Annotated in this window: 24 protein-coding genes and 1 pseudogene; 15 read left to right on the forward strand and 10 right to left on the reverse strand. The window is 64.4% G+C overall.

Annotated features, from left to right (window positions below; all coding sequences use genetic code 11):
- Positions 1-18 precede the first annotated feature (18 nt).
- From AC3A4M_RS12490 to AC3A4M_RS12525, 8 genes are all read left to right on the forward strand, one after another.
- Positions 19-435 carry a hypothetical protein gene (locus tag AC3A4M_RS12490; RefSeq protein ID WP_498736044.1) on the forward strand — a complete coding sequence of 139 codons (417 nt, stop codon included), beginning with the start codon at positions 19-21 and terminating at the stop codon, positions 433-435.
- A 252-nt stretch (positions 436-687) separates the two neighbouring features.
- Positions 688-993, forward strand: coding sequence for a 30S ribosomal protein S6 (gene rpsF, locus AC3A4M_RS12495; protein ID WP_498729869.1), 306 nt, complete (start codon positions 688-690; stop codon positions 991-993).
- A 96-nt stretch (positions 994-1,089) separates the two neighbouring features.
- Positions 1,090-1,647, forward strand: a complete 558-nt coding sequence (locus AC3A4M_RS12500) for a single-stranded DNA-binding protein (protein WP_498736045.1) — start codon at positions 1,090-1,092, stop codon at positions 1,645-1,647.
- A gap of 60 nt (positions 1,648-1,707) precedes the next feature.
- Positions 1,708-1,947 (forward strand): 30S ribosomal protein S18, encoded by a 240-nt coding sequence (gene rpsR / locus AC3A4M_RS12505; RefSeq protein ID WP_026543915.1) that lies wholly within the window; start codon positions 1,708-1,710, stop codon positions 1,945-1,947.
- A gap of 25 nt (positions 1,948-1,972) precedes the next feature.
- Entirely contained in the window at positions 1,973-2,422 is a 450-nt protein-coding gene (rplI, locus tag AC3A4M_RS12510; RefSeq protein ID WP_074700463.1) for a 50S ribosomal protein L9, read from the forward strand.
- A 186-nt stretch (positions 2,423-2,608) separates the two neighbouring features.
- Positions 2,609-4,246: an alkaline phosphatase D family protein gene (locus tag AC3A4M_RS12515; RefSeq protein ID WP_498736046.1), complete on the forward strand. Its 1,638-nt coding sequence runs from the start codon at positions 2,609-2,611 to the stop codon at positions 4,244-4,246.
- A 78-nt stretch (positions 4,247-4,324) separates the two neighbouring features.
- Positions 4,325-5,164: a PhzF family phenazine biosynthesis protein gene (locus tag AC3A4M_RS12520; RefSeq protein WP_498736047.1), complete on the forward strand. Its 840-nt coding sequence runs from the start codon at positions 4,325-4,327 to the stop codon at positions 5,162-5,164.
- Between the two features lie 63 nt (positions 5,165-5,227).
- The gene (locus AC3A4M_RS12525) at positions 5,228-5,536 is read left to right on the forward strand and encodes a hypothetical protein (RefSeq protein WP_498736048.1); all 309 of its coding nucleotides are present in this window, start codon (positions 5,228-5,230) and stop codon (positions 5,534-5,536) included.
- An 83-nt stretch (positions 5,537-5,619) separates the two neighbouring features.
- On the opposite strand, the gene AC3A4M_RS12530 is transcribed toward AC3A4M_RS12525, so the two are convergent.
- Positions 5,620-6,057 carry a DUF1801 domain-containing protein gene (locus AC3A4M_RS12530; RefSeq protein WP_498736049.1) on the reverse strand — a complete coding sequence of 146 codons (438 nt, stop codon included), beginning with the start codon at positions 6,055-6,057 and terminating at the stop codon, positions 5,620-5,622.
- A 39-nt stretch (positions 6,058-6,096) separates the two neighbouring features.
- Positions 6,097-6,840 carry a hypothetical protein gene (locus AC3A4M_RS12535; RefSeq protein WP_498736050.1) on the reverse strand — a complete coding sequence of 248 codons (744 nt, stop codon included), beginning with the start codon at positions 6,838-6,840 and terminating at the stop codon, positions 6,097-6,099.
- A 600-nt stretch (positions 6,841-7,440) separates the two neighbouring features.
- Between AC3A4M_RS12535 and AC3A4M_RS12540 the strand changes: the two genes are divergently transcribed.
- The 4 genes and pseudogenes from AC3A4M_RS12540 to AC3A4M_RS12555 form a co-directional block, all read left to right on the forward strand.
- Positions 7,441-10,539 (forward strand): replicative DNA helicase, encoded by a 3,099-nt coding sequence (locus AC3A4M_RS12540; RefSeq protein ID WP_498736051.1) that lies wholly within the window; start codon positions 7,441-7,443, stop codon positions 10,537-10,539.
- A gap of 109 nt (positions 10,540-10,648) precedes the next feature.
- Positions 10,649-11,125: a TetR family transcriptional regulator gene (locus AC3A4M_RS12545; protein WP_169995448.1), complete on the forward strand. Its 477-nt coding sequence runs from the start codon at positions 10,649-10,651 to the stop codon at positions 11,123-11,125.
- Entirely contained in the window at positions 11,125-11,646 is a 522-nt protein-coding gene (locus AC3A4M_RS12550; RefSeq protein WP_498736052.1) for a metallophosphoesterase family protein, read from the forward strand. The genes AC3A4M_RS12545 and AC3A4M_RS12550 overlap by 1 nt, the downstream gene beginning before the upstream one ends.
- A gap of 58 nt (positions 11,647-11,704) precedes the next feature.
- Positions 11,705-12,583, forward strand: a pseudogene (locus AC3A4M_RS12555) (2-hydroxy-3-oxopropionate reductase); the annotation flags it as partial.
- Positions 12,584-12,595: 12 nt separating this feature from the next.
- Here AC3A4M_RS12555 and AC3A4M_RS12560 read toward each other — a convergent pair.
- The 3 genes from AC3A4M_RS12560 to AC3A4M_RS12570 form a co-directional block, all read right to left on the reverse strand.
- Complete coding sequence (locus AC3A4M_RS12560) at positions 12,596-13,057, reverse strand: DUF3817 domain-containing protein (protein ID WP_074700475.1); 462 nt, start codon at positions 13,055-13,057, stop codon at positions 12,596-12,598.
- 135 nt (positions 13,058-13,192) lie between these two features.
- Positions 13,193-13,741: a LysE family translocator gene (locus AC3A4M_RS12565; protein ID WP_498736190.1), complete on the reverse strand. Its 549-nt coding sequence runs from the start codon at positions 13,739-13,741 to the stop codon at positions 13,193-13,195.
- A 46-nt stretch (positions 13,742-13,787) separates the two neighbouring features.
- Positions 13,788-13,982 (reverse strand): DUF2795 domain-containing protein, encoded by a 195-nt coding sequence (locus AC3A4M_RS12570; protein ID WP_498736053.1) that lies wholly within the window; start codon positions 13,980-13,982, stop codon positions 13,788-13,790.
- 124 nt (positions 13,983-14,106) lie between these two features.
- Between AC3A4M_RS12570 and AC3A4M_RS12575 the strand changes: the two genes are divergently transcribed.
- Together AC3A4M_RS12575 and AC3A4M_RS12580 are read left to right on the forward strand one after the other, a co-directional pair.
- The gene (locus AC3A4M_RS12575; protein ID WP_498736054.1) at positions 14,107-14,730 is read left to right on the forward strand and encodes a LysE/ArgO family amino acid transporter; all 624 of its coding nucleotides are present in this window, start codon (positions 14,107-14,109) and stop codon (positions 14,728-14,730) included.
- 52 nt (positions 14,731-14,782) lie between these two features.
- Positions 14,783-15,406, forward strand: a complete 624-nt coding sequence (locus tag AC3A4M_RS12580) for a GNAT family N-acetyltransferase (protein ID WP_498736055.1) — start codon at positions 14,783-14,785, stop codon at positions 15,404-15,406.
- A gap of 33 nt (positions 15,407-15,439) precedes the next feature.
- Here the strand turns inward: AC3A4M_RS12580 and AC3A4M_RS12585 are convergent, their stop codons facing one another.
- From AC3A4M_RS12585 to AC3A4M_RS12595, 3 genes are all read right to left on the reverse strand, one after another.
- A complete protein-coding gene (locus AC3A4M_RS12585) occupies positions 15,440-16,450 on the reverse strand; it encodes a cation diffusion facilitator family transporter (protein ID WP_498736056.1) in 1,011 nt (336 codons plus the stop codon).
- Entirely contained in the window at positions 16,447-16,941 is a 495-nt protein-coding gene (locus tag AC3A4M_RS12590) for an ABC transporter substrate-binding protein (RefSeq protein ID WP_498736057.1), read from the reverse strand. Before AC3A4M_RS12590 ends, AC3A4M_RS12585 begins: the two co-directional genes overlap by 4 nt.
- An 80-nt stretch (positions 16,942-17,021) precedes the next feature.
- Positions 17,022-17,507, reverse strand: coding sequence for a hypothetical protein (locus tag AC3A4M_RS12595; RefSeq protein WP_498736058.1), 486 nt, complete (start codon positions 17,505-17,507; stop codon positions 17,022-17,024).
- A gap of 157 nt (positions 17,508-17,664) precedes the next feature.
- On the opposite strand from AC3A4M_RS12595, the gene AC3A4M_RS12600 reads away from it, so the two are divergent.
- Positions 17,665-18,648, forward strand: a complete 984-nt coding sequence (locus tag AC3A4M_RS12600) for a hypothetical protein (RefSeq protein WP_498729845.1) — start codon at positions 17,665-17,667, stop codon at positions 18,646-18,648.
- 67 nt (positions 18,649-18,715) lie between these two features.
- Here the strand turns inward: AC3A4M_RS12600 and AC3A4M_RS12605 are convergent, their stop codons facing one another.
- Positions 18,716-19,390, reverse strand: coding sequence for an endonuclease/exonuclease/phosphatase family protein (locus tag AC3A4M_RS12605; protein WP_498736059.1), 675 nt, complete (start codon positions 19,388-19,390; stop codon positions 18,716-18,718).
- Between the two features lie 92 nt (positions 19,391-19,482).
- The gene (locus tag AC3A4M_RS12610) at positions 19,483-20,976 is read right to left on the reverse strand and encodes a DUF4389 domain-containing protein (protein ID WP_498736060.1); all 1,494 of its coding nucleotides are present in this window, start codon (positions 20,974-20,976) and stop codon (positions 19,483-19,485) included.
- Between the last annotated feature and the right edge of the window lie 141 nt (positions 20,977-21,117).

Below are 21,117 nucleotides of genomic sequence, written 5' to 3' on the forward strand. Positions count from 1 at the left end.
CGGAAGGTGTTGGGGGACATGAATCTGGAAGAGCTGGATGAGCGGGTCCACGAGGAAGACGGTGAATCTGCCGCGGGCAAGACCCGCTCGGTCGGACGCAACCTTGCGGCCGCCCTGGGTTTCACGATCGTGGCCCTCGCCGTCGTCGCGGTGCTCGCCGTGGTGGTGATGAACCACCTGGCCTACCTGAACTCCGCCACCGAACAGTCCAAGATCAGTGCCACCGCTTATCTGGACAGCCAGCTGCTGAGCAGTTACGAGATCAAGCAGGCCGCCCGGATCGAGAAGCTGGACCAGCTCTCCGTCGTGGAGGTCACCACGGACTTCGACACCGGCTATGGTGACGCCGGAACCGCCGTCGTCACGGTCGGCTGCGAGAAGTGGTGGGTCCAGCGATGCGAAGTAGTCGACGTTTCCGGCCTGCCCGGCCGCTAAACGCCGGGCTGTGGAGGACAAGACGGCCGTACTGAAGCCGGGCCAGAACCCGCGCCAATCCGCGGATTAACTCCCCGGCCCACCTGTCCGGTAAGCTTGATGAGTCTGTGCTGGCGCTGCCACCGGCTTTTTTCTGTGAGAATAACCAAAACACCCGAAAGAGTCTGCGGTGGTTCTGCGGCCGGACAACGCAATAGAACCTCCTGTTACGGAAATACCGTGACCGTCTAGCCCGAAGGAGGTGGGTTCACAATGCGTGCTTATGAACTGATGGTAATCATCGACCCCGAGGTCGAAGAGCGTACCGTTGAGCCTCAGCTCGAAAAGTTCCTCAACGTCATCCGCACCGACGGTGGCACCGTCGACAAGGTCGACATCTGGGGACGCCGCCGTCTTGCCTACGAGATCAAGAAGAAGTCCGAAGGCATCTACGCAGTGGTTAACTTCACCGCTACCCCCGCAACCGCAGCTGAGCTTGACCGTCAGCTTGGTCTGAACGAGACCATCCTGCGCACCAAGATCATCCGCCCGGAGGAGCAGAAGATCTCCGCTGAGTAATTTCAGCTTTGATCTTCGGAGCCCCACCGGCTCCACTCTTCAGAACGCAGAACCGCGGGCATTAACAATCCGCGGATCAGGACATCAGGAGGCAGTATGGCAGGCGAAACCGTAATCACCGTCGTTGGTAACCTCACCAACGATCCGGAACTCCGGTTCACTCCGTCAGGCTCGGCAGTAGCAAACTTTACCGTTGCTTCCACGCCGCGGACCTTTGACCGCCAGTCCAACGAATGGAAGGACGGGGAAACCCTGTTCCTCCGCGCGTCGGTATGGCGTGAGGCTGCAGAGAACGTCGCCGAGACCCTGACCAAGGGCACCCGCGTGCTCGTTCAGGGGCGACTGAAGTCGCGTTCCTATGAGACCAAAGAAGGCGAAAAGCGCACCGTGATGGAGCTTGAGGTCGACGAAATCGGCCCCTCGCTGCGTTATGCATCCGCAAAGGTCACCCGCACCCAGCGCTCCGGCGGTGGCCAGGGCGGCTTCGGCGGCGGCAACAGCGGTAGCTTCGGCGGAAACCAGAACCAGGGCTGGGGAGCACCGCAATCCGCTCCGCAGTCCGCACCTCAGGATGACCCCTGGGGCGCACCGGCAGGCGGCGGCAACGCCGGCAGCTGGGGCAACGGTCCTGACTCGAACGAACCGCCCTTCTAAACAAAACACCCCATCCCGCAGAAACGTTCTGCGGGCTCCACTAGATAAAGGAGCTCCACGATGGCTAAGGCTGAACTCCGTAAGCCCAAACCAAAGTCCAACCCCTTGAAGGCCGCTGACGTCACCGTCATCGACTACAAGGACGTAGCATTGCTGCGCAAGTTCATCTCCGACCGCGGAAAGATCCGCGCCCGCCGCGTTACTGGTGTAACCGTGCAGGAGCAGCGCAAGATCGCACTGGCAATCAAGAACGCCCGCGAAGTTGCTCTGCTGCCTTACTCCGGCGCTGGCCGCGGCTAAGCGAAGCGAAGAGGAGAGTACAAACATGGCAAAGCTCATTTTGACCCACGAAGTAACCGGTCTCGGTACCGCAGGTGACGTCGTCGAGGTAAAGAACGGTTACGCCCGTAACTACCTTCTGCCCCGCGGCTTCGCTCTGGCCTGGTCCAAGGGCGGCGAGAAGCAGGTTGAGTCCATCAAGGCTGCCCGCGCAGCCCGCGAGCACGCTTCCCTGGAAGACGCTCAGGCTCAGGCCCAGTCCCTGTCCGCCAAGCCGGTCAAGCTGACCGTCAAGGCCGGCGAGTCCGGACGCCTGTTCGGTACCGTCAAGCCCGCCGACGTTGCAGCAGCTGTTGAGGCTGCAGGTCTGGGCGCCATCGACAAGCGCAAGGTTGAACTGCCTGAGCACATCAAGTCGGTTGGCAAGTACCAGGCCAACGTCCGTCTGCACGAGGACGTAGCCGCTGTCATCGACCTTCAGGTCGTTGCAGGCTAATAGCCCGATGATTGGTTGATCCGCGTGCGGTGATGCCGGACATTTGCTGAAGGACCTCTGCCCTCGCGGGTGGGGGTCCTTTGCCTTGCCCGGGTTCGCTCCTGCCTACGCTCCCGTCACTCGACGCTCACCGTGCGTTCACACCCAGGCCACCAACGCGTCAGGCCGTTCGGCCACAGTAGGGCCATGCCTGAGATTTCCCGCCGTTCCCTTGTCCTTGGTGCCTTCGCAGCAGCCGGAACCGTCGCCGCAGGTGCCGCGCCAGCGTCGGCATTTTCCCGGCCATCGGCCGTTGGCGTCCCGCTGGTCCGCAAGCGTCTGACGCTGCCCAGCGGCATTGCTACCGGCGATGTCACCAGCAGGTCCGCCGTGCTCTGGTCCCGCGCCTCCGGCCCAGGCCGCCTGATCGCCACCCTGCGGTCAACCGACGACGACGGCCGCGTCCTGCGCGGCAAGGGTGCCTTCGAGCGGGTGCTGCGCGGCGGCTGGGCCACCGAGGAATCGGACTTCACGGCGAAGATCGACGCGCGCAACCTGCCCTCCGGCAGCCGGTTCCAGTTGTCGCTGCGGTTCGAGGATGAACGCGGTGTGCCTGGCGAGGTTGTCCACGGTTCCTTCGCGACGCCGGACGGCCCGGGCGCGTTCGGCCGCGGCCAGGCTCTCGGCCCCCAGCACCAACGTGGCCAAAGCTTCGTCTGGACGGGTGACACGGCCGGCCAGGGCTGGGGCATCAACGAAGAGATAGGCGGCATGCTCGGGTACCGGGCCATGCACGAGACCCGCCCCGACTTCTTTATCCACTGCGGCGACACCATTTACGCCGACGGCCCCATCTCGGCCGAAGTCACGGAGCCGGACGGCCGGATCTGGAAGAACCTCGTGACCGAAGAGGTCTCCAAGGTCGCCGAAACCCTGAACGAATACCGCGGGCGCCACCGCTACAACATGATGGACGCCAACCTGCGCGCCATGTACGCGGAGGTGCCGGTGATCGCCCAGTGGGATGACCACGAGACGCACAACAACTGGTGGCACGGCGAGGTCATCGACGACCCGCGCTACACCGTCCGCGACATCGATACGCTTGCCGCCCGCGGCCGGCAGGCCTGGCAGGAGTACATGCCGATCACAGACAGCCGCGCCACACGGAAGGGCACCACAGGCTTCGAGCCGGCGCGGATCTACCGCAAGATCGAGCGCGGACCGCAGCTGGATATTTTCGCGCTGGACATGCGCACCTACAAGGGCGAAAACACCGCCGGACTGGAACAAAAAGCCACCAGCATCCTCGGCGAAGAGCAGCTGCAGTGGCTGATCCACGAGGTGAAAAAGTCCAAGGCCACGTGGAAAGTCATCTCGGCCGACCTGCCGCTGGGTATCATCGTGCCGGACGGCAAGGCGCAGGAGAGCATCGCCAACAACAACGACGGCGCCCCGCTGGGCCGCGAACTGGAACTGGCCAGGCTGCTCAAGGCCTTCAAGGACAACCGCATCAAGAACGTCGTCTGGGTGACAGCGGATGTCCACTACTGCGCGGCGCACCACTACGCGCCGGAACGGGCAGCGTTCAAGGACTTCGATCCGTTCTGGGAGTTTGTCGCGGGACCCATCAACGCCGGCGGCTTCGGGCCCAACGAGATGGACCTGACCTTCGGCCCCGAGGTCGTGTTTTCGCAGGCCGGCCACACCAACCAGTCGCCGCGGACCGGAGAGGCCCAGTTCTTCGGCCACGTGGAGCTCGACGGCGACGACGCCTTCACGGTGAGCCTGCGCAATGCCCGGGGTGCCGTCCTGTGGAGCAAGACCCTGCTGCCCGAGCGCTGACCGGCCCGAAGGCTGAGCGGTCGGAACGCTGATCTGCGTGCACGGCCGACGGACGGCCGCACCGAGTAGGCTACGGACGTGAGTACCCACGCGTTTTCCCAGGTTGATGTCTTCACCACCGGTCCCGGAACCGGCAATCCGCTGGCGGTGGTCGGCGGCGCGGAGGACCTCTCCACGGAGCAGATGCAACGCTTCGCGAACTGGACCAACCTCTCCGAGACCACCTTCCTGCTGCCGCCGACGCAGCCCGGGGCCGACTACCGTGTGCGGATCTTCACACCGAGCGAAGAGCTGCCCTTCGCCGGGCACCCGACCCTGGGCAGCGCCGCGGTCTGGCTGCAGGACGGCGGCAGCCCGCAAAACGACTCCGGTTTGGTGCAGGAATGCGAAGCCGGGCTGATCAACCTCAAGAACGACGGCGGGCGGCTCGCTTTCGCTGCCCCGCCACGGGTGCGTACGGGCGAGCTGCCGGAGGAAAACGTTGAGCGGATCTGTGCCGCGCTGGGGCTGGAGCGCTCCGCCGTCGTCCGCCACCAGTGGGCGGACAACGGCCCCCGCTGGCAGGCGCTCCAGCTCGCCGATGCCCGGACAGTGCTCGAGGTGGAGCCGGACTACGCCGCTCTCGCGCCCTTCGGCGTCGGACTTATTGGCGCCTATCCGGAGGGCGGCGAAGTCGGTTTCGAAGTCCGCGGGCTGATGGGCTTCGAGGCGGTTCCCGCCGAAGACCCGGCAACCGGGAGCCTGAATGCCGCCTTGGGGCAGTGGCTGATCGGCGAGGGCGCCGCCCCGGCGAGCTATACCGTCCGGCAGGGGTCGAGGCTGGGCCGGGATGCGCGGCTGTACGTCCGGGCCGAAGACGGTGATGTGTGGGTCGGTGGCGACGTGCAGACCGTCGTCCGCGGCACGGTGGAGCTGTAGGCGAGACCCGCGGCGGCCGGGGCGGATTGGCCCTGCTGCGGTCCGGCACCGGACAATAGACGGGTGGCTACTGCGCAAACTTCCCGGAACCGTTCCCGCACCGCGCTTTGGGCGCTCGTCTCGTCGGGGCTCGCCGCGCTCCTGCTCATCCTGGTCCTGATCTACGCCGCGGCGACCGGCGGAGCCGGACTGATCCTGGCTCCGCTCGTGGCATTGCCCGTGCTCATGTTCGCGCTGGGTGGCGTGGCCCTGGCGGTTTCCGCCCCCGCCCGGCGCACCCACGCCCGCCGGCTGGCCGCAACCGGCCTTATCCTCGGGATTGCCTGCGCCGTGCCGCCGGTGTGGCTGTGGGTCTGGCTGCTCGCCGGTTAGGCCCTGTGGCCCCCGCTAAGCCCTCGCACTGCCGCTAAGCCCTGCCTGCGCCCATTAGCCCCTGACTGCGCCCTGCGCTCCGGCTAGGACTGGCTCTGCAGCGACTCGTGGACCGCCGTCGTCATGTGTTTGTAGCCGAGGGTGATGAGCTCCCTGAGGACCGCGAGGTCCACGTCTGCCAGCTTGTTGACATAGAGGCAGGCTGCCCCGGTCTTGTGCTTGCCCAGCCTCTCCAGCAGCGGCGCCGACTCGGGCGCGTAGGTCAGTCCGTAGAGCGCGAGGTTGCCCTTGCGCGGGGAGAAACCGACGGCGGCACCATCACCTTCGCGACCGCTGGCGTATTTGTAGTGGTAACTGCCGAAGCCGATGATGGACGGCCCCCACATGACCGGCGGCTGGCCCGTCAGTTGCTCGAAGAGGTCCAGCAGCACCCGTCCGTCTGCCCGCCGGACGGGATGCTCCACGGCGTCCACAAAGGCCTGGGCGGACGCAGCGGTGGGGGCAGTCTTGTTTTCAGCCATGAAGGCAGTCTGGCAGATGGATGGCTTCCGCGAGAAGGTTCAGGGGCCTTCCGGGGCCCCGGCCGGGGGCTCGTCGTGGATGAGCTCCACAAAACCGGACGCTTCCTGCTGGGACGCGTCCGAGTGTTCCATCAGCAGCTGCACCGCGGCTTCCTTGTCGCCGTCCAGCGCCCTCGCCCTGATCCTGGCAAAGACCTCGTCATTGAGCCGGGTACTCGCGATCTCCCTGATCTCATCGCCCTTGGAGACGATGGCCCGGTAACGGTAGCCCGTGGCCGGAGTGACGCTTGCACGGGCAGCCGAGGTGTCGGCAGTGGTACTTGACTCCGGAGCGGCGAGCGGTTCAGGAGTGGTAACCGGTTCCGAAGCGGTGCTCCTCTCCGGAGTGCCGTCGGAGTCTGGCTGGGCAGTGTCGGGACTATCCTGCGGCTTGAGCGCTCGCGGGGGAGTGTACGGCTGGGGATGTGCGGACATATTTGCGACGGCGGCAGCGGCTTCGCGCAGGCCGGCTCCGGTCGCAGCCCGGTAGTCCTTGATCGCCCGCAGCGCATCGCCCCTTGCGATAGCGGAGTAGACAGCCGTGTGCTGTTGCTGGTTCAGCCGGCTGCTGGCCACTTCGGAATGCTCCTTGGAAGTAGCGGGCGCCGCAGTCCGGGCAGGCCGGCGGCTGGTTTCGCCGCCGTCGTCGGTGGGTATGGATCTGCGTTTGGCCGTTTTCAACAGGAGCAGGCCGAGCGCAACGACGACAACCAGAATCAGCAGGGGGATCAGGAAAAGCTCCATGTGATCAATCCTACGGGCACAACCAGATGGGCAGCAGCCCTCCACCCGAGACTGCCCTCAACTAAAACTGGCACCCGAGGGGCCGGATTTTCCGTTTTCGAGCCGAACGGGTAACGACCCACGTCAGTGGCACAGGGTGGGCCCATCGTCAGGGCTCGCGGGTGGAAAACGCTGTGGATAACGGCGTGGATAAGCAGCGTGTAGGGCTATGTGAGGCATCTGTCAACACGAGGAGTGTGGATGAATGTTCCACAGAAATTTCTTTAATCCACAGAGAGGAGTAAAAGTTTCCGCAGGTCAGAGCCTTGTTACTCGCTAGTTAACTTCGTTATCCACAGTTGTGCACACAGGCTGTGCACAAGACACGCCGCCTAATCCACAATTAATCCACAGGTCCGGTGGATAACTCGCTTGGTTCTGTGTGGATAGAGGGCTAACGTTGCGGAGTATCCCTCAACAGACCGCGATCCGGTCTCTAGTTTTTCGTGCCCTCAACCGGGAGCAGCGGAAAGCGTCGGAGGCGGCTGATATACCCGTTTCAACGGGCGAGGCGGGATGCGATTGCCCGGTTTGTCGTTTTAGTAGAGAAAGCAGGCAGCGGTGACTTTAGTACATGCCGACTCCGCCCAGGCTGGCCGGGAACCGGACTTCGCACGTACCCCGCCTCAGGATCTGGTAGCCGAACAGTCGGTACTCGGCGGCATGATGCTGTCCAAGGACGCCATCGCCGACTGCGTCGAGGTGCTGCGAGGCGTCGACTTCTATCGCCCCTCGCATGAAGCGATCTATGAGGCCATCATCGACCTCTACGGCCGCGGCGAACCTGCCGACGCCGTCACCGTCTCGGACCTGCTGACCAAGCGCGGCGAAATCTCGCGCATCGGCGGACCCGCATACCTGCACACCCTCATTCAGTCCGTCCCCACGGCTGCCAACGCCGGCTTCTACGCGGAGATCGTGCGTGAACGTGCTGTGCTCCGCCGGCTGGTGGATGCCGGAACCAAGATCGTCCAACTCGGATACTCGCAGGACGGCGAAGTCGACGACATCGTCAACCAGGCGCAGGCAGAGATCTACACCGTGGCCGAGCGCCGCACGGCTGAAGACTATGTCGCGTTGAAGGACATTATTGAAGGTACGGTCGACGAGATCGAGTCTGCCGGCCACCGCGGGGAAGGCATGACGGGTGTTCCCACCGGCTTCTACGAACTCGACGAGCTGACCCAGGGCCTGCACGGCGGACAGATGATCGTCATCGCGGCCAGGCCGGCCGTTGGTAAGGCGCTGGCGCTCGACACTCCGCTTCCCACGCCAACGGGCTGGACCACCATGGGCGAGATCGAGGCGGGGGACCAGGTTCTCTCTGCCGATGGAACGCCGACTGAAGTGGTCGCAGTGACCGACGTGATGATGGACCGCCCCTGCTATGAAGTGACCTTTGACGACGGCAGCGTCCTGATTGCTGACGCGGAGCACCAGTGGCTGACCGAAATCAACGACGACGACGCAGCCGTGGCAACGACGGCGGAGATCGTTGCATCGCTGGACGATGGAGGACGCGCATTCATCCGGAATCAGGCAGGTGCGCTGAACGAGCAGCTTGCCGGCCGCGAAGGCTGGAAGATCGTCGGCATCCGCTCAGTTCCTTCCGTTCCCGTCCGGTGCATCCAGGTGGCCCACGAGTCGCACCTGTACCTGGCCGGCCACGCGTTTGTACCTACCCACAACTCGACCTTCGCGCTCGACTTTGCCCGGTCGGCAGCCATCAAGAACAACATGACCACGGTCTTCTTCTCCCTCGAAATGGGCCGGAACGAGATTGCCATGCGTCTGCTCTCCGCCGAGGCAACCATCGGCCTGCAGGACCTGCGCAAGGGAACCATCAAGGACGAGCAGTGGGGCAAGATCGCCACCACCATGGGCCGGATGAACGATGCTCCGCTGTTCATCGACGACAGCCCCAACATGTCGCTGATGGAAATCCGCGCCAAGTGCCGCCGTCTGAAGCAGCGCCATGACCTCAAGCTGGTGGTCCTGGACTACCTCCAGCTGATGTCGTCCGGTAAGCGCGTGGAGTCGCGCCAGCAGGAAGTTTCCGAGTTCTCGCGTGCGCTCAAGCTGCTGGCTAAGGAGCTCGAGGTTCCCGTGATTGCGCTGTCGCAGCTGAACCGTGGTTCTGAACAGCGTACGGATAAGAAGCCGATGGTTTCGGACCTTCGTGAATCGGGTTGCCTAACCGCCGATACCCGCGTGCTGCGTTCGGATACTGGTGCTGAGACAACCATGGGCGAATTGTTCGCTTCCGGTGCCAAGGATGTGCCCGTTTGGTCGCTCGACGAAAGCCTCCGCTATGTCGAGCGCCACCTGACGCATGTTTTCTCCACCGGAGTGAAACCCGTCTACCGGCTAACTCTCTCTTCAGGAAAGACTGTCCGGGCAACGGCAAATCACCCTTTCTTCACCTATGAGGGCTGGAAGCCACTTGGGGAGCTGACAGTCGGGGACCGGCTTGGAGTTCCGCGACACGTAAACGGCCCATCCGAAAGGTCTGAATGGGACGATTCCAAGGTCATAATGTTGGCGCACCTTATTGGCGACGGGTCTTTTGTTCGGCGACAGCCCATTCGTTATGCAACAAAAGATGAAGCAAATGTCGTGGCGGTGGCCAACGCCGCAACTCATTTCGGCATCACTGCCGTGCGGGACGATTACCCCGTGGCCCGATGCACAACACTTCGGCTGCCCGCCCCATATCGTCTAACCCATGGAAAGCGTAATCCCATCGCTTCCTGGCTCGATGAGCTGGGTCTGTTTGGCGCCAGAAGTCATGAAAAGTTCCTGCCTTCAGGAGTCTTTGCACTTCCAAAGAAGCAAATCGCCCTCTTTCTACGCCACCTGTGGTCGACAGATGGTTCTGTCACTGTGAATAAGGCGGAGACCGGCGGCAGGATCTATTACGCTTCGACCTCACGCCGCTTGGTCGATGACATTTCGCGCCTGCTGCTTCGATTCGGAATCAGTGCCCGTGTTAAAAACACAACGCCTAAAGCTGACTATCGCCCGGGCTACACGTTGGACATATCGGGTGCAGACGACCAGCGGCGATTCCTTCAAGAAATTGGAGTGCATGGGGAGAGGTCTACCAACTGTTCTCGACTGTTGGAAATCGTTCGGGATAAAACTGGTAACACTAACGTCGATACCGTTCCTGTGCAGGTTTGGAACGACGTCCGGCATGTCTTGGAGGAGAGCGATATGACACATCGCCAATTCCAGAAGGCATTGGGTACGCAGTATTGCGGTTCGGCGCTGTTTAAGCACGCGCCCTCTCGAGAACGCCTCGGAAGGGTCGCTGCCATCTTGGACTCGGCCGAACTCGACATAATGGCGGTCAACGACCTGTTATGGGACTCGGTCGTGAGCATCACTCCTGACGGCGAGGAAGAGGTCTTTGATGCCACAGTCTTGGGCAACCATAACTTCATCGCGAACGGCATCGCTGTCCATAATTCGATCGAGCAGGATGCGGATATGGTCATCCTCCTGCACCGGGAGGACATCTATGACAAAGAGTCACCGCGCGCGGGTGAAGCAGACGTTATCGTGGCCAAGCACCGTAACGGCCCGACTAAGACCATCGTGGTCGGCTTCCAAGGCCACTATTCACGCTTCTCGAACATGGCAGTCGAGCACGGCTAAGTACGGAGCGCCTTCACACGCAGCCAACACATGCCGATGGGTGGGTTGCAGCAGGTCGTGGCTAGACTTGAAGGAGCGGAGAACCCGCAAACAAGTAGCTGGAGGAGATATGTTCAGGCCCGGGGCGCCCATCGAGGAAATCGAACAGGACGTCGAAGAAATCATTACCGAGCTGGTCCACCAGCTGGGCAGGCTCGCTGAAAGGGACCCCGTCCCCACAGGGGCAGAAGAACGGGCCTACATCCGGGCTTTTGCCGACGCCCGGTCAAACGCCGACCGGAACCAGGCGGCATTGCTCGCTACCGCCGTAGCCAGGCCGAATCTCGCCGAGGCGCTGATCTACCTGAACCGCAGGCTGGACAGCCGCGACCTTGATCCGCGGGACCCCGCGGGCATCATCGGCATCATCGTCCGCCTCGCCATGGACGGGCTGTGGGTCAGCGACATCCTGGATGAAACCCGTTTCACCGCCGGGGAGCGCCGCAAGCTGACGGGCATCCTCGAAGGCATGACCTACCTGACGGACAACCGGTTGGAAACCCTTCTTGCCGAAACGGCACCGGAGCGGAAGGCGCAGGGCGCCTAGTGGCCAGCCGGCTGCTGCTCGTCGCGGACACCCATGTTCCCAAACGCGCGCGGCAGCTGCCCGCCCAAGTCTGGGACGCCGTCGAGCAGGCGGACGTAGTCTTCCACGCCGGCGATTGGGTCGCCCCGGAGCTGTTGGACGAATTTGAACAGCGGAGCAAGCGGCTGGTGGCAGTCTATGGAAACAACGACGGCGAAGAGCTGCGGGCGCGGCTGCCGGAGGTCGCCAGAGTAACGATCGAGGGCGTCCGCTTCGCCCTGATCCACGAGACCGGAGCCGCCACCGGACGCGAAAAGCGGGCCGATGCGAAGTTTCCCGCGACGGACGTGCTGGTCTTCGGGCACAGCCACATCCCGTGGGACACAACGTCGCCCGGCGGCCTGCGGCTGCTCAACCCCGGCTCGCCCACGGACCGGCGTCGCCAGCCGGTCTGCACCTACATGACGGCCGTGGTGGACTCGGGCCAAGTGCTCGACGTCGAACTGGTCACCGTCCGCAATCGATTACCGGGACCCGCATGATGGCCACTACAGTGACCGGCAGGTGTGACAATCTCGTTTCAAACGACGAAGGCAGGTTTTCATGACGAAGATAGGTTTCATCGGTCTGGGCATTATGGGCGGCCCGATGGCTGCCAACCTGGTCAAGGCAGGGTTTGATGTGGCTGGCTACAACCGCTCGCAGGCCAAGGTGGAGCGCTTCGTCGAAGCCGGCGGTACGGGGGCCGCCACCGTGGCTGAGGCCGTCCGGGACCGCGATGTCATCATTACCTGCCTGCCTGATTCGCCTGATGTCGAGGCGATGGCTCTGGGTGACGACGGCGTTTTTGCCCACGCCCGCGAGGGTGCACTCTTTATCGACATGAGTACCATCCAGCCGGCCACGGCACGCACGATCGCCGAGGCAGGCCGAGCACGGGGCTTCGGCGTGCTGGACGCTCCGATCAGTGGCGGGGAACGCGGCGCCATCGAAGCCACATTGTCCATCATGGTGGGCGGGGAAGCAGCCGACGTGGAGACCGCCCGGCCGGTGTTCGAAGCCATGGGCAAGACGATCGTCCATGTCGGTCCGGCCGGAGCGGGACAGACGGTCAAGGCCGCCAATCAGCTGATCTGTGCGGTCAACATCCAGGCCGTGGCCGAGGCCATCGTTTTCCTTGAGGCCAACTCGGTGGATCCGACCATTGCCATCAACGCCCTCTCCGGCGGTCTTGCCGGCAGCGCCGTGCTGGAGCGGCGCGCGCCCAGCATGGTGGAACGGAATTTCCAGCCCGGCTTCCGTGCCGAGCTGCACGATAAGGACCTCCGTATTCTGACCGCGGCTGCACGGGATGCGGGAGTCACCATTCCCTTGGGCACCGCGGCCGCTCAGCTCATGGCGGCGCTGGTGGCACAGGGCGACGGAAAACTGGATAACACCGCGCTGCTGAAGCTGGTCGAGGAACTCTCCAGCCGCTAGCCGCGGACGGCCTTACGCGAACCAGGTGTCGGGCGGGCCGAGGAACAGCAGGAAACTGAAGACGGCGGCCACGGCGATGAGTGCGACGACGATTGCCGTGATGGGCTTGCGCAGCACCCACGCCTGGAGCTTCTCAAGCAGGCCATGCGGTTCCTCGCCGCCGGCGGCCAGGCGCCAGCCGCCGTTGAGCATGCCCCTCTTATCCAGCGACTTTTCCACGGGGATGGTGGCATAGGGGATGACGGCGGAAACCAGCGCTAGGAGCCCGGTCTTGGCCGGCCACTTCTGGTTGACCCACATGAAGCATGTGACCGCCGCGTAGCAGAGGAACACGAACCCGTGGATGCCGCCGCCGATGCGGACGCCCACCTCGGTGGTTTCGGTGACGTACTTGAGGAACAGGCCGATCAGCAGCAGCGTCCACGTCACCGCCTCGGCGAAGGCGACAGAGCGGAACAGGGCGCGCGGAGACATAAGGGTCCTCTACTGGGGAAAAGGGATCCCTTCCAAAATACCGGGCGGAGGCATGTCAGCGCACCTTGGCCCAGGACCGCGGGACCGTCGCCGAGGACCGACGCACCCTCGCCTAGTGAACGAGCCTGGGTAGGGCTACCGGGTTTCCAAGGCCAGGGCGGTGCCGCATCCGACCATGACCGTCCCTGTGATGCGGTCTGTTGTCTTCGCCACCTGCGGTGTCCGCAGCCATTTCCGGGCAACATGGGTACCGAAAATGATGCCGGTGAACCATAGCAGGCCCAGCAGGTTGTGAACCGCGGCCAAGGCTATGCCCATCAGGAGCGGAGCGGCGTCGTCCGGAATGAACTGCGGGATCATCGCGATGTAGAAAACCCGGACCTTGGGGTTGAGCAGATTCGTACCGGTGCCCTTGGCCCAGGATGCCAGCAGGGAACCGCCCCGGGGCGCGGGGACGGTGCCGGTGTCCGGAGCGGGGATAGTTGGCCGCCGCAACGAGTTCCACAGCAGCGAGGCGCCGAGCCAGATCATGTACGCGGCGCCGAGCAGTTTGAGGGTCGTAAAAGCTATCTCGGAGGCGGCCAGCAGAGCGGATGCACCGACCGCCGCCGCGATTCCCCAGATCATGGCACCTGAGTGGATGCCCAGTGCCGTCGCGTAGGCATGCCGGCGGTTCTGGCTGATCGCCGACGATTCCCCAGGCGCGGGCGGCCGCCGTCGTTGGTTTTTCTTAACTGTTGGAGATGGCCTTGTTGACCTCGGCGGGAGTCTCGTAGTCCTTCTCCGGGAGGCCGCGCAGTGCCTCGAGGACGCTGTTGTCGGCGCCGGAGTTCTCTGCGTGCTTGACCAGATCGGCGGCCGAGGCGGGATAGTCGACGCCGCCAAGGGCCTTCTGGATGTCGATGGGGCTGGGATTGGCTGCCATGCGGTTTCCTCCTGCAGGGGAGTGTGGACGGGTTACCAATCCAACGTACGTTCCCTGCCCGTGAAGGGGAATAGCCCGGCGAACATCCGTGATGCAGTACCGAAGCGTAGTACCTTCGACTCTTGTGAATGCACTTGATTTGATCCAGGCGGCGGTCCTCGGGTTGGGGACCGGGCTAGCGCTGATTATCGCCATCGGGGCGCAGAACGCGTTTGTGCTGCGGCAGGGCATCCGCGGCGAGCATGTCGCCGTCGTCGTTGTCATCTGCGCGCTGTCCGACGCGCTGCTCATCGCCGCTGGCATCCTGGGCATCGGTGCGCTGATCGAGGCCGCGCCGGTGGTGGTCGATGTCATCCGTTATGCCGGTGCCGCGTTCCTGATCGGTTACGGCCTGATTGCGGCGAAGCGCGCCATCCGGCCGGGTTCGCTCACCGCGGGCGAGCAGCAGGGTCCGCTCAGCACCAAGGCCGCCGTGGCCACGGTGCTGGCCCTGACCTGGCTGAACCCGCACGTGTACCTCGACACCGTGCTGCTGCTGGGCTCGGTGGCCAACAGCCAGGCGCCCGATGCGCGCTGGTGGTTCGGCGGCGGGGCGATGCTGGGCAGCATCATTTGGTTCAGCGCTCTGGGTTTCGGGGCCCGGTTGCTCCGGCGGTTCTTCGCCAAGCCGTCCTCCTGGCGGATCCTGGACGGGACGATCGCCGTGGTCATGTTCGCGCTCGGGATCAGGATGGCGATCGGCGCCTAGAAAACCGCCGCCAGGTCTTCGCAAGCTGCTGCGGCGCTGGCAAGCTGGAAGGATGGCGCAGCTGGACAGGACACAGCAGGGCACCGCCCAAAGGGACCTTTCGGGGCTCGAACTGGTGGAAATAACGACGGCGACCTGGCCCGTTTTCGAAGAACTCTTCGGTCCCGGCGGCGTGCAGGGCGGGTGCTGGTGCTCCTGGTTCCGGCTGTCCTCGCGCGACTATTCATGCTCCAGCAGCGCGGAACGGCGGGACTTCGTGCACGCGCGGGTGGAAGCGGGCGAGCCGTTCGGCCTGGTAGCAAGGCTCGACGGCGAACCGCTGGGCTGGGTATCCGTGGCGCCGCGGCAGTGCCACACCAGGCTGGAACGTTCCTCGGTCGCCCGGCTGGCAGAGGGCGAGGACCCGGCAAGCTTGTGGACGGTGGCCTGCTTCTACATCAAGCGGGACGCCCGCGGAATCGGCCTGTCCCACCGGCTGCTGCACGCCGCCGTCGAGCATGCGGCAAGCCGCGGAGCCAGAGCAGTCGAGGGGTACCCGGTGGACACCGCTGGCGGCAAGACACCGGCCCAGGACCTGTACTACGGCACCCTGGAGGTGTTTCTGGCAGCCGGCTTCGAACTGGTGGAGGGCCGGGGCAAGCGGCGTGCACTGGTGCGAAAAGCGCTCGCCGACTGACCCGGCCAAATGGTCCGGCAGATCGTCCGGATGCTAGTCCTCGCCGCCGGTCTCGACACCCGGCAGGAACTCCTCGGGCAGCTCCGGGACCAGGACGATCACCAGGTCCTGGATCTTCCAGTCCAGATCCACGCAGTCCTCGCGCAGCTGCTCCAGGTCTTCCGCCGTCGGCGTACTGCCTTCGCGGGGGACAACAAAGGACTCCACATGGAACACATGGCCTTCGTCGCGGATCCGGCTTTTGGCCTCGCCCACCCACCCGGTGTTGTCCAGGAAGTCGTCGATCCGGCCGAGCAGCGGGTGCGGGCCGGCGTTGTCGTAAGTCCGGGCCCGGGCGTCCATCAAGTCACTGACCGCACCGCGCAGGTTCTTGACGCCGTCGTTGGCAATGCTCGCTGAAATGACCAGGGCGGCCACGGAGTCGGCCCACCACCAGCCGATGCCGATCCCCGCCACACCTACGGCGGCGGCGACGGCGGTCATCCAGTCGGCCTTGTTCATGTCGGCGTCCGCGTAGAGCACCTTGTCGTGCAGCTTCTCGGCCAGCTTCATCTTGGCGCGGCCGATAAAGACCGGCGGCGCCGCGATCAGGAGCATGACGCCGATCATGAGCCAGCCCAGCCAGATGGTCCGGCCGAACAGTTCCACACCGCCGATCGTCGGGTGCTCCGCGGTGATCAGTCCCAGCGCCGAGTCCACCAGCAGATAGGTGCCCATGACCAGCAGTGCGACGGCGGCCACCAAGTGGGCTATCCCAATGGCGCGGTGGTAGCCGTAGGGATGCTGCTCCGTGGGCGGCTTGCGGATGACGCGGGCGGCCACGAGGAACGCGATGGGCGGCAGGAAGGAGAGCATGTCCTCAATCCAGGCCGCCTTCATGGCCTGCGAGTTGCCGAGCACCAGGTACACCAGCGCCACCGTGACAGCCAGGAACGCGATGGTGATCCACTCGAGTTTCTTGGCCTTGCGCAGGGTCTCGCGCTGCTCCTCCGGCAGCCGCGTGTTGCCGAAGTGTACGGCCTGCGTGCTGTTCCCGGCGCTCATGGCTGCAGCTCCTGGGCCAGCAGGTACTTATCCAGGGCGAGCAGGAAAGCGTTTTCGCCCAGCGGCGTGAGCATCACGTGCTTGACCGTCTTGCCGCGTTCGTCTTTGGTTTCCATGTACGGCCGTGTCATGCCCGCGTGCTTGGTCCACGGCGTGTCCGCCCCGAATTCACCGATGACCAGGTCCAGCTCGCCGTGTTCAAGGTCGTCAACCAGTTCGTGCTCGGTGCCCCCGGTCCATTCAACGGTGGCCTCACGGGTGGCGGCGAAACCACGCACCAGATCCGGCTCGATCCCGGCAGGCTCCGCGCCTGGCTGCAGCCGAACCCAGTCGCCTTCCTCCCCAGCAGCGGCGGTGACTCCTACCTGGATCGTCCCGCCGGTAACTTCCTGCAGGGTCCCGTTCGGGTCGGCCCGCATGGACATCCCGCAGGCGGCCAGCAGGGGAGCGACGGCGAGCATCACCGCCCATCGGATCCTTGGCGTCGGCAAGGCAATCACCTCCAGGCTTGTGGCGTTCTGCTCCTGCTTCGGACTCTAGCAAGCCAAAGCCCGTGCAGGGGTCCAAACAGCTAATGCCGGCCGTATTTGGCGTCCCGGTAGCAGACCACGGTCACGGTGATGGACAGGGCAATGGAGATGATGCCCAGCGGATTGCACAGCGCGATCGACAGGCCCAACGCGGATTCGCCGGCCAGAGCCGTCAGGACCGAGCCGCCGTTCTCGCCGAAATCAGGCACGGTGAAGCCGAACCCAAAGGCCACCAGATAAGTGGTCAGCAGCAGCGCGGATGTCTTCAGCGGCGCGCCGAAGGGCCGCACCCTGACGGCGTTCGCCACGGTCTTTACCCCCGCGAACAGCAGCAGGAGCAGCAGCACCGGCCCGAGCGTGAACGCCAGGATCGACACCATCGGCCCGGAGATCCCGAACAGCACCCGCCCGGTAACCACCCACACGGGAACCAGGATGGCCATCGGGATGCAGATCACCGCAGTCAGCGCCTGGAAAGGATTGGGACGGCGTACGACGGCGGGGCGGGACAATGCTTCTGAACTCACCTTATTGACTATATGGTGAGCCGGCGGTCGTTAGTCTGGTCAGGTTCGGCGGAACGAAGTGGTACAGGACCAGTGTCCAACTTGCTGGATCCCACGACATCGTCCATGTCCCTCAGCACAGGACGCGGCGCGGGACTGGCAGATATATGCTTTCTCCATGAATGAGGAGAGCGGGCAGGGCCAAACGGTATCCCTGCGGGTGACGATCGAGGTGAACATTATCGACGCCGACGCCCTCCGGGACAGCGCGATCTCGCGTGCTTCCGACACTCAGGAAGTCGAGTATGCGATCAGCGACCCGATGAACGCGCTCATCATCGCCTCGGATCCGATCCAGGCGGCGGACGTCCTCGCCGGGGTGGAGGGAGTGGAGCCGCGTGCCTTCCGGGTCTCCGCGGAAACGGGCAATCCTGCCGACGATGACGAGATTCATGCTGCCGACACCGCCATCGTGATCGACGGCGAGTTTGCCGACCGCCGGCCTGCCGACGTTCCCGATGCTCCGGTCACCGAACAGGACTTCATCGATCTCTCCGCCCAGGTGGAGGGGCTGAGCCCGGACATGCTCGGCTATAACGACGAACTTGAGGACCAGGGGGAGCGCCGTCGTTCGCTGCGGCAGGCGAAACTGGTGGCCGGCCTGCTGTGGCACGCCTCCGTGGTCATGATGGACGAGCTGTTCTCGGACATTGAGTTGCTGCGCAGCCGGGGAACGCCGACTGCGGCCGACGTGGACGAAACGTTCGTCATTTCGGGCCTGCCGCCGCGCTTCGCGCACCGCTACACTGCCCTGTTCGCCCAACGGTTCCTCACGGTCGCCGTCGACCTGACCACCAGGATCGCAGGCCGCTGGCAGCCGCCGTCGTGCGTTGCCCAGGAGCTTGCGCTGCGCTGCCTGCTGAACGAGGCGCAGGTGCTGGCCGAGGAAGCCGGCCTGGAGCTGGACGAAGACTGGCGGGAAACCGTGGAAGAGTTCCTGCTTGAGGACACGGATGCGGAACTGCTCTACAACGAGGCGCTGGATGGGTTCGACGACTACCTCGACAGCATCGGCACCGGCGTGGCCTCGATGAAGTTCGAGAATTGGTTCGAGCCGTTCAACAACGCCCGCCACGTGCCGCCCTACGCCCTAAGCGACTAGCCGGCCCCGGCGTCGTCGTTGTTGGTGTTTCTGCTGTCCGCCGCGGACATGCGGGCAGTGGGCTCGGCTAATTCAGGTATTCGGCCGAGACGAGGATGGGCAGGTGGTCCGATTCGCCCCGGGGGAGCGTTTCCACGCTCTCGATATTCAGGCCAAGCGACGTGGCGAAATCGAAGTGGCCCTGGAAGACCTTGTAGCGCGTGTAGGTCCGGCGGTTGCTGAGCGTGAGCTCGTAGCCGGTTTCCTTGAGGTGGGAGATGAGGTTTTTCGTGAAGAAGGGGTAGTTGAAGTCGCCCACCATCAGCGTCATCCCTTCGCCGCCCATGGTGAGTAGTTCTGCGTGGCCGGCCTTGATCTGGTGGCGCCGCAGTGAATTCGTCGCTGTCAGCGGCGCGGCATGGAAGGAGCCGACTACCAGTTCATGCTGTGTCTCGTTGTCGACCAGCTTCACTCCGAGCAGCCGCTCGTGGGCAGGTGAAAGGACGTAGTCATGCAGGGACTTCTTCAGTGCGAACGTATTCGTGTCCAGGGCCGTGAAACGGTCCTTGTGGTAGTACATCGCCAGGCCCAGCCGGTTTCCTTTGGTGGAATCGGCCAGATGCAGCGGTCCCAGCGTGGGCGGCAGATCCGTGGTGTCGCACTCCTGCAAGCAGAGAACATTGACGTCGAAATCCTGGGACAGCTTCAACAGTTCACTGCTCGCACGGTGCTTTCGGAGGTTGTAGCTGATGACTCTGAGCACGGGAGCACCCCTTCCATAGGCCGTTCGAGGAAAGCTGCCCTAATAGTACCCACAGCACCACGGGGGAACGGCGCAAATGAAGGATTTCACCCTCAGCCAAGAGGCTGGCGCTGGTCGGGACCTGCCGGCGGGGCGGCGTCACCGGTCTCCAGCGGCGGCTCGGCCGGGCCTTGGTCCAGCCGGAACGGCGGATACTCGTCGCGCATCAGCGCCGTATAGGCGAGGACGCGGTAGATCCACCGGTTGATCCCCATGATCAGGTCAAACAGCGAGCGGCGGTACCTGCCGGTGAAGAGCAGGATGACGCCGGCAATCAGGACCAGCAGGCCCAGCAGCGAGGGGCCTGCGGCGCCGGCGTAATTGCCGTCCCAGTCCCCGCCCGCACCCCACCAGATTGCCGCATTCGAGAACGCGGACACGATCAGCAGGTGCGGAATGGCCAGCAGCCACCACTTGACCAGCACGAGGCCGTTGGTCAGGTGTTCGGGATAGGCGACGTCGAAATCCGCCGGATAGCTGGCCGGTGCCAGGGTAAACGGAGGGTAGCGGTCGGTGCCCAGCGCGGAATAGGCATAGAAGGCCACGCGCCAGTTCCAGCGCGCCACGCCCACATTGAAGTGGAACAGGGACCTCGGATAGCGGCCCGTGAAAAGGATGGCGAAACCGGCGGCGATGGTGGTGACCACAAACGCGAACCACAGGAAAAAGAGCAGGAAATAGTGCGGGATGGCCAGCAGCCACTTCACCAGCCACAGCCAGCGCGAGAGCCCCGGGTCCAGCGCGCCGAACAGCGCGGCGGGATAAACCGGCCGTCCAGCCGCCGGAGAACCTGAGTACGACGGCGTGTGGTCACCTGCCGCGCGCCGGTCCGCCGGGTTGTCGCCGGACAAGGCGGAGGGCCGCGACGCCAAGACCCGTCCGATTCCCGCTGCGCCGAGGATCAGCAGAGGCAGGCCGATGATCAGCAGGACCAGTCCGGTGATGAGCAGGCCCATGGTGAGCGGGCCCAGGAAGCCCGGCCTGACGCCGGCCTGCGCGTCCACCGAGACGGGCTGGCTGGCATCCGCGTTCATGATCACCACGCTCCAACTGCCGGACTGCAGGTCCCAGCTGATCCGTTGCTCGCCCGGGCCGGATGCCGAGACCGCCCAGAAGTCCTGCTCGGCGGGAGGCTGCGGCTCGGAGGTCCCCGGCAGCTCCCGGTAGTCCGCGTCGAAGGGGCGGAACTCGACGTCGGCGAGCTGGGAGTGGGGCACACCGGCCAGATAATTATCGACGGCGTCCACCGAGGCGATCCCGATGAAAACGTCCTGTCCCGGTTGGGCGGCCCGCGCCTCGAGCCGGAAGCCGAACGCGTCGCCCAGCTGCACGCCGGGCGGCAGCTCCTCGTCGATGACCACGTCCAGCGGCTGGCTGGTCAGGGCGTAGGAGTCGGTATTCAGTCGGACCGGCTGGGAGGTGAGGTAGCCGTCGTCGTCCTGCGCAGCCTGGACCAGGCCGGTGAAAGCCGCCGTAGAGACCAGCGCCAGGCCGGCCAGGGACAGCAGGATCCCAAGGACCAGTAACACCACGTGACCGGGCTTCATGGCGGCCACCTCCTTCTAAATTCTGTGGCCGATGCGTCGTTTCCGTTGCCCCGTTCGGAAATCTCTTTGCGAGCAGTGTGGCCCTGTACTGCCGTGGGCACAAGGGCTGTCAGTACCTGTTATCGCTGGCCGCCGCCGGTC

Source organism: Arthrobacter sp. Soil_C_60 (genome assembly GCF_057656375.1).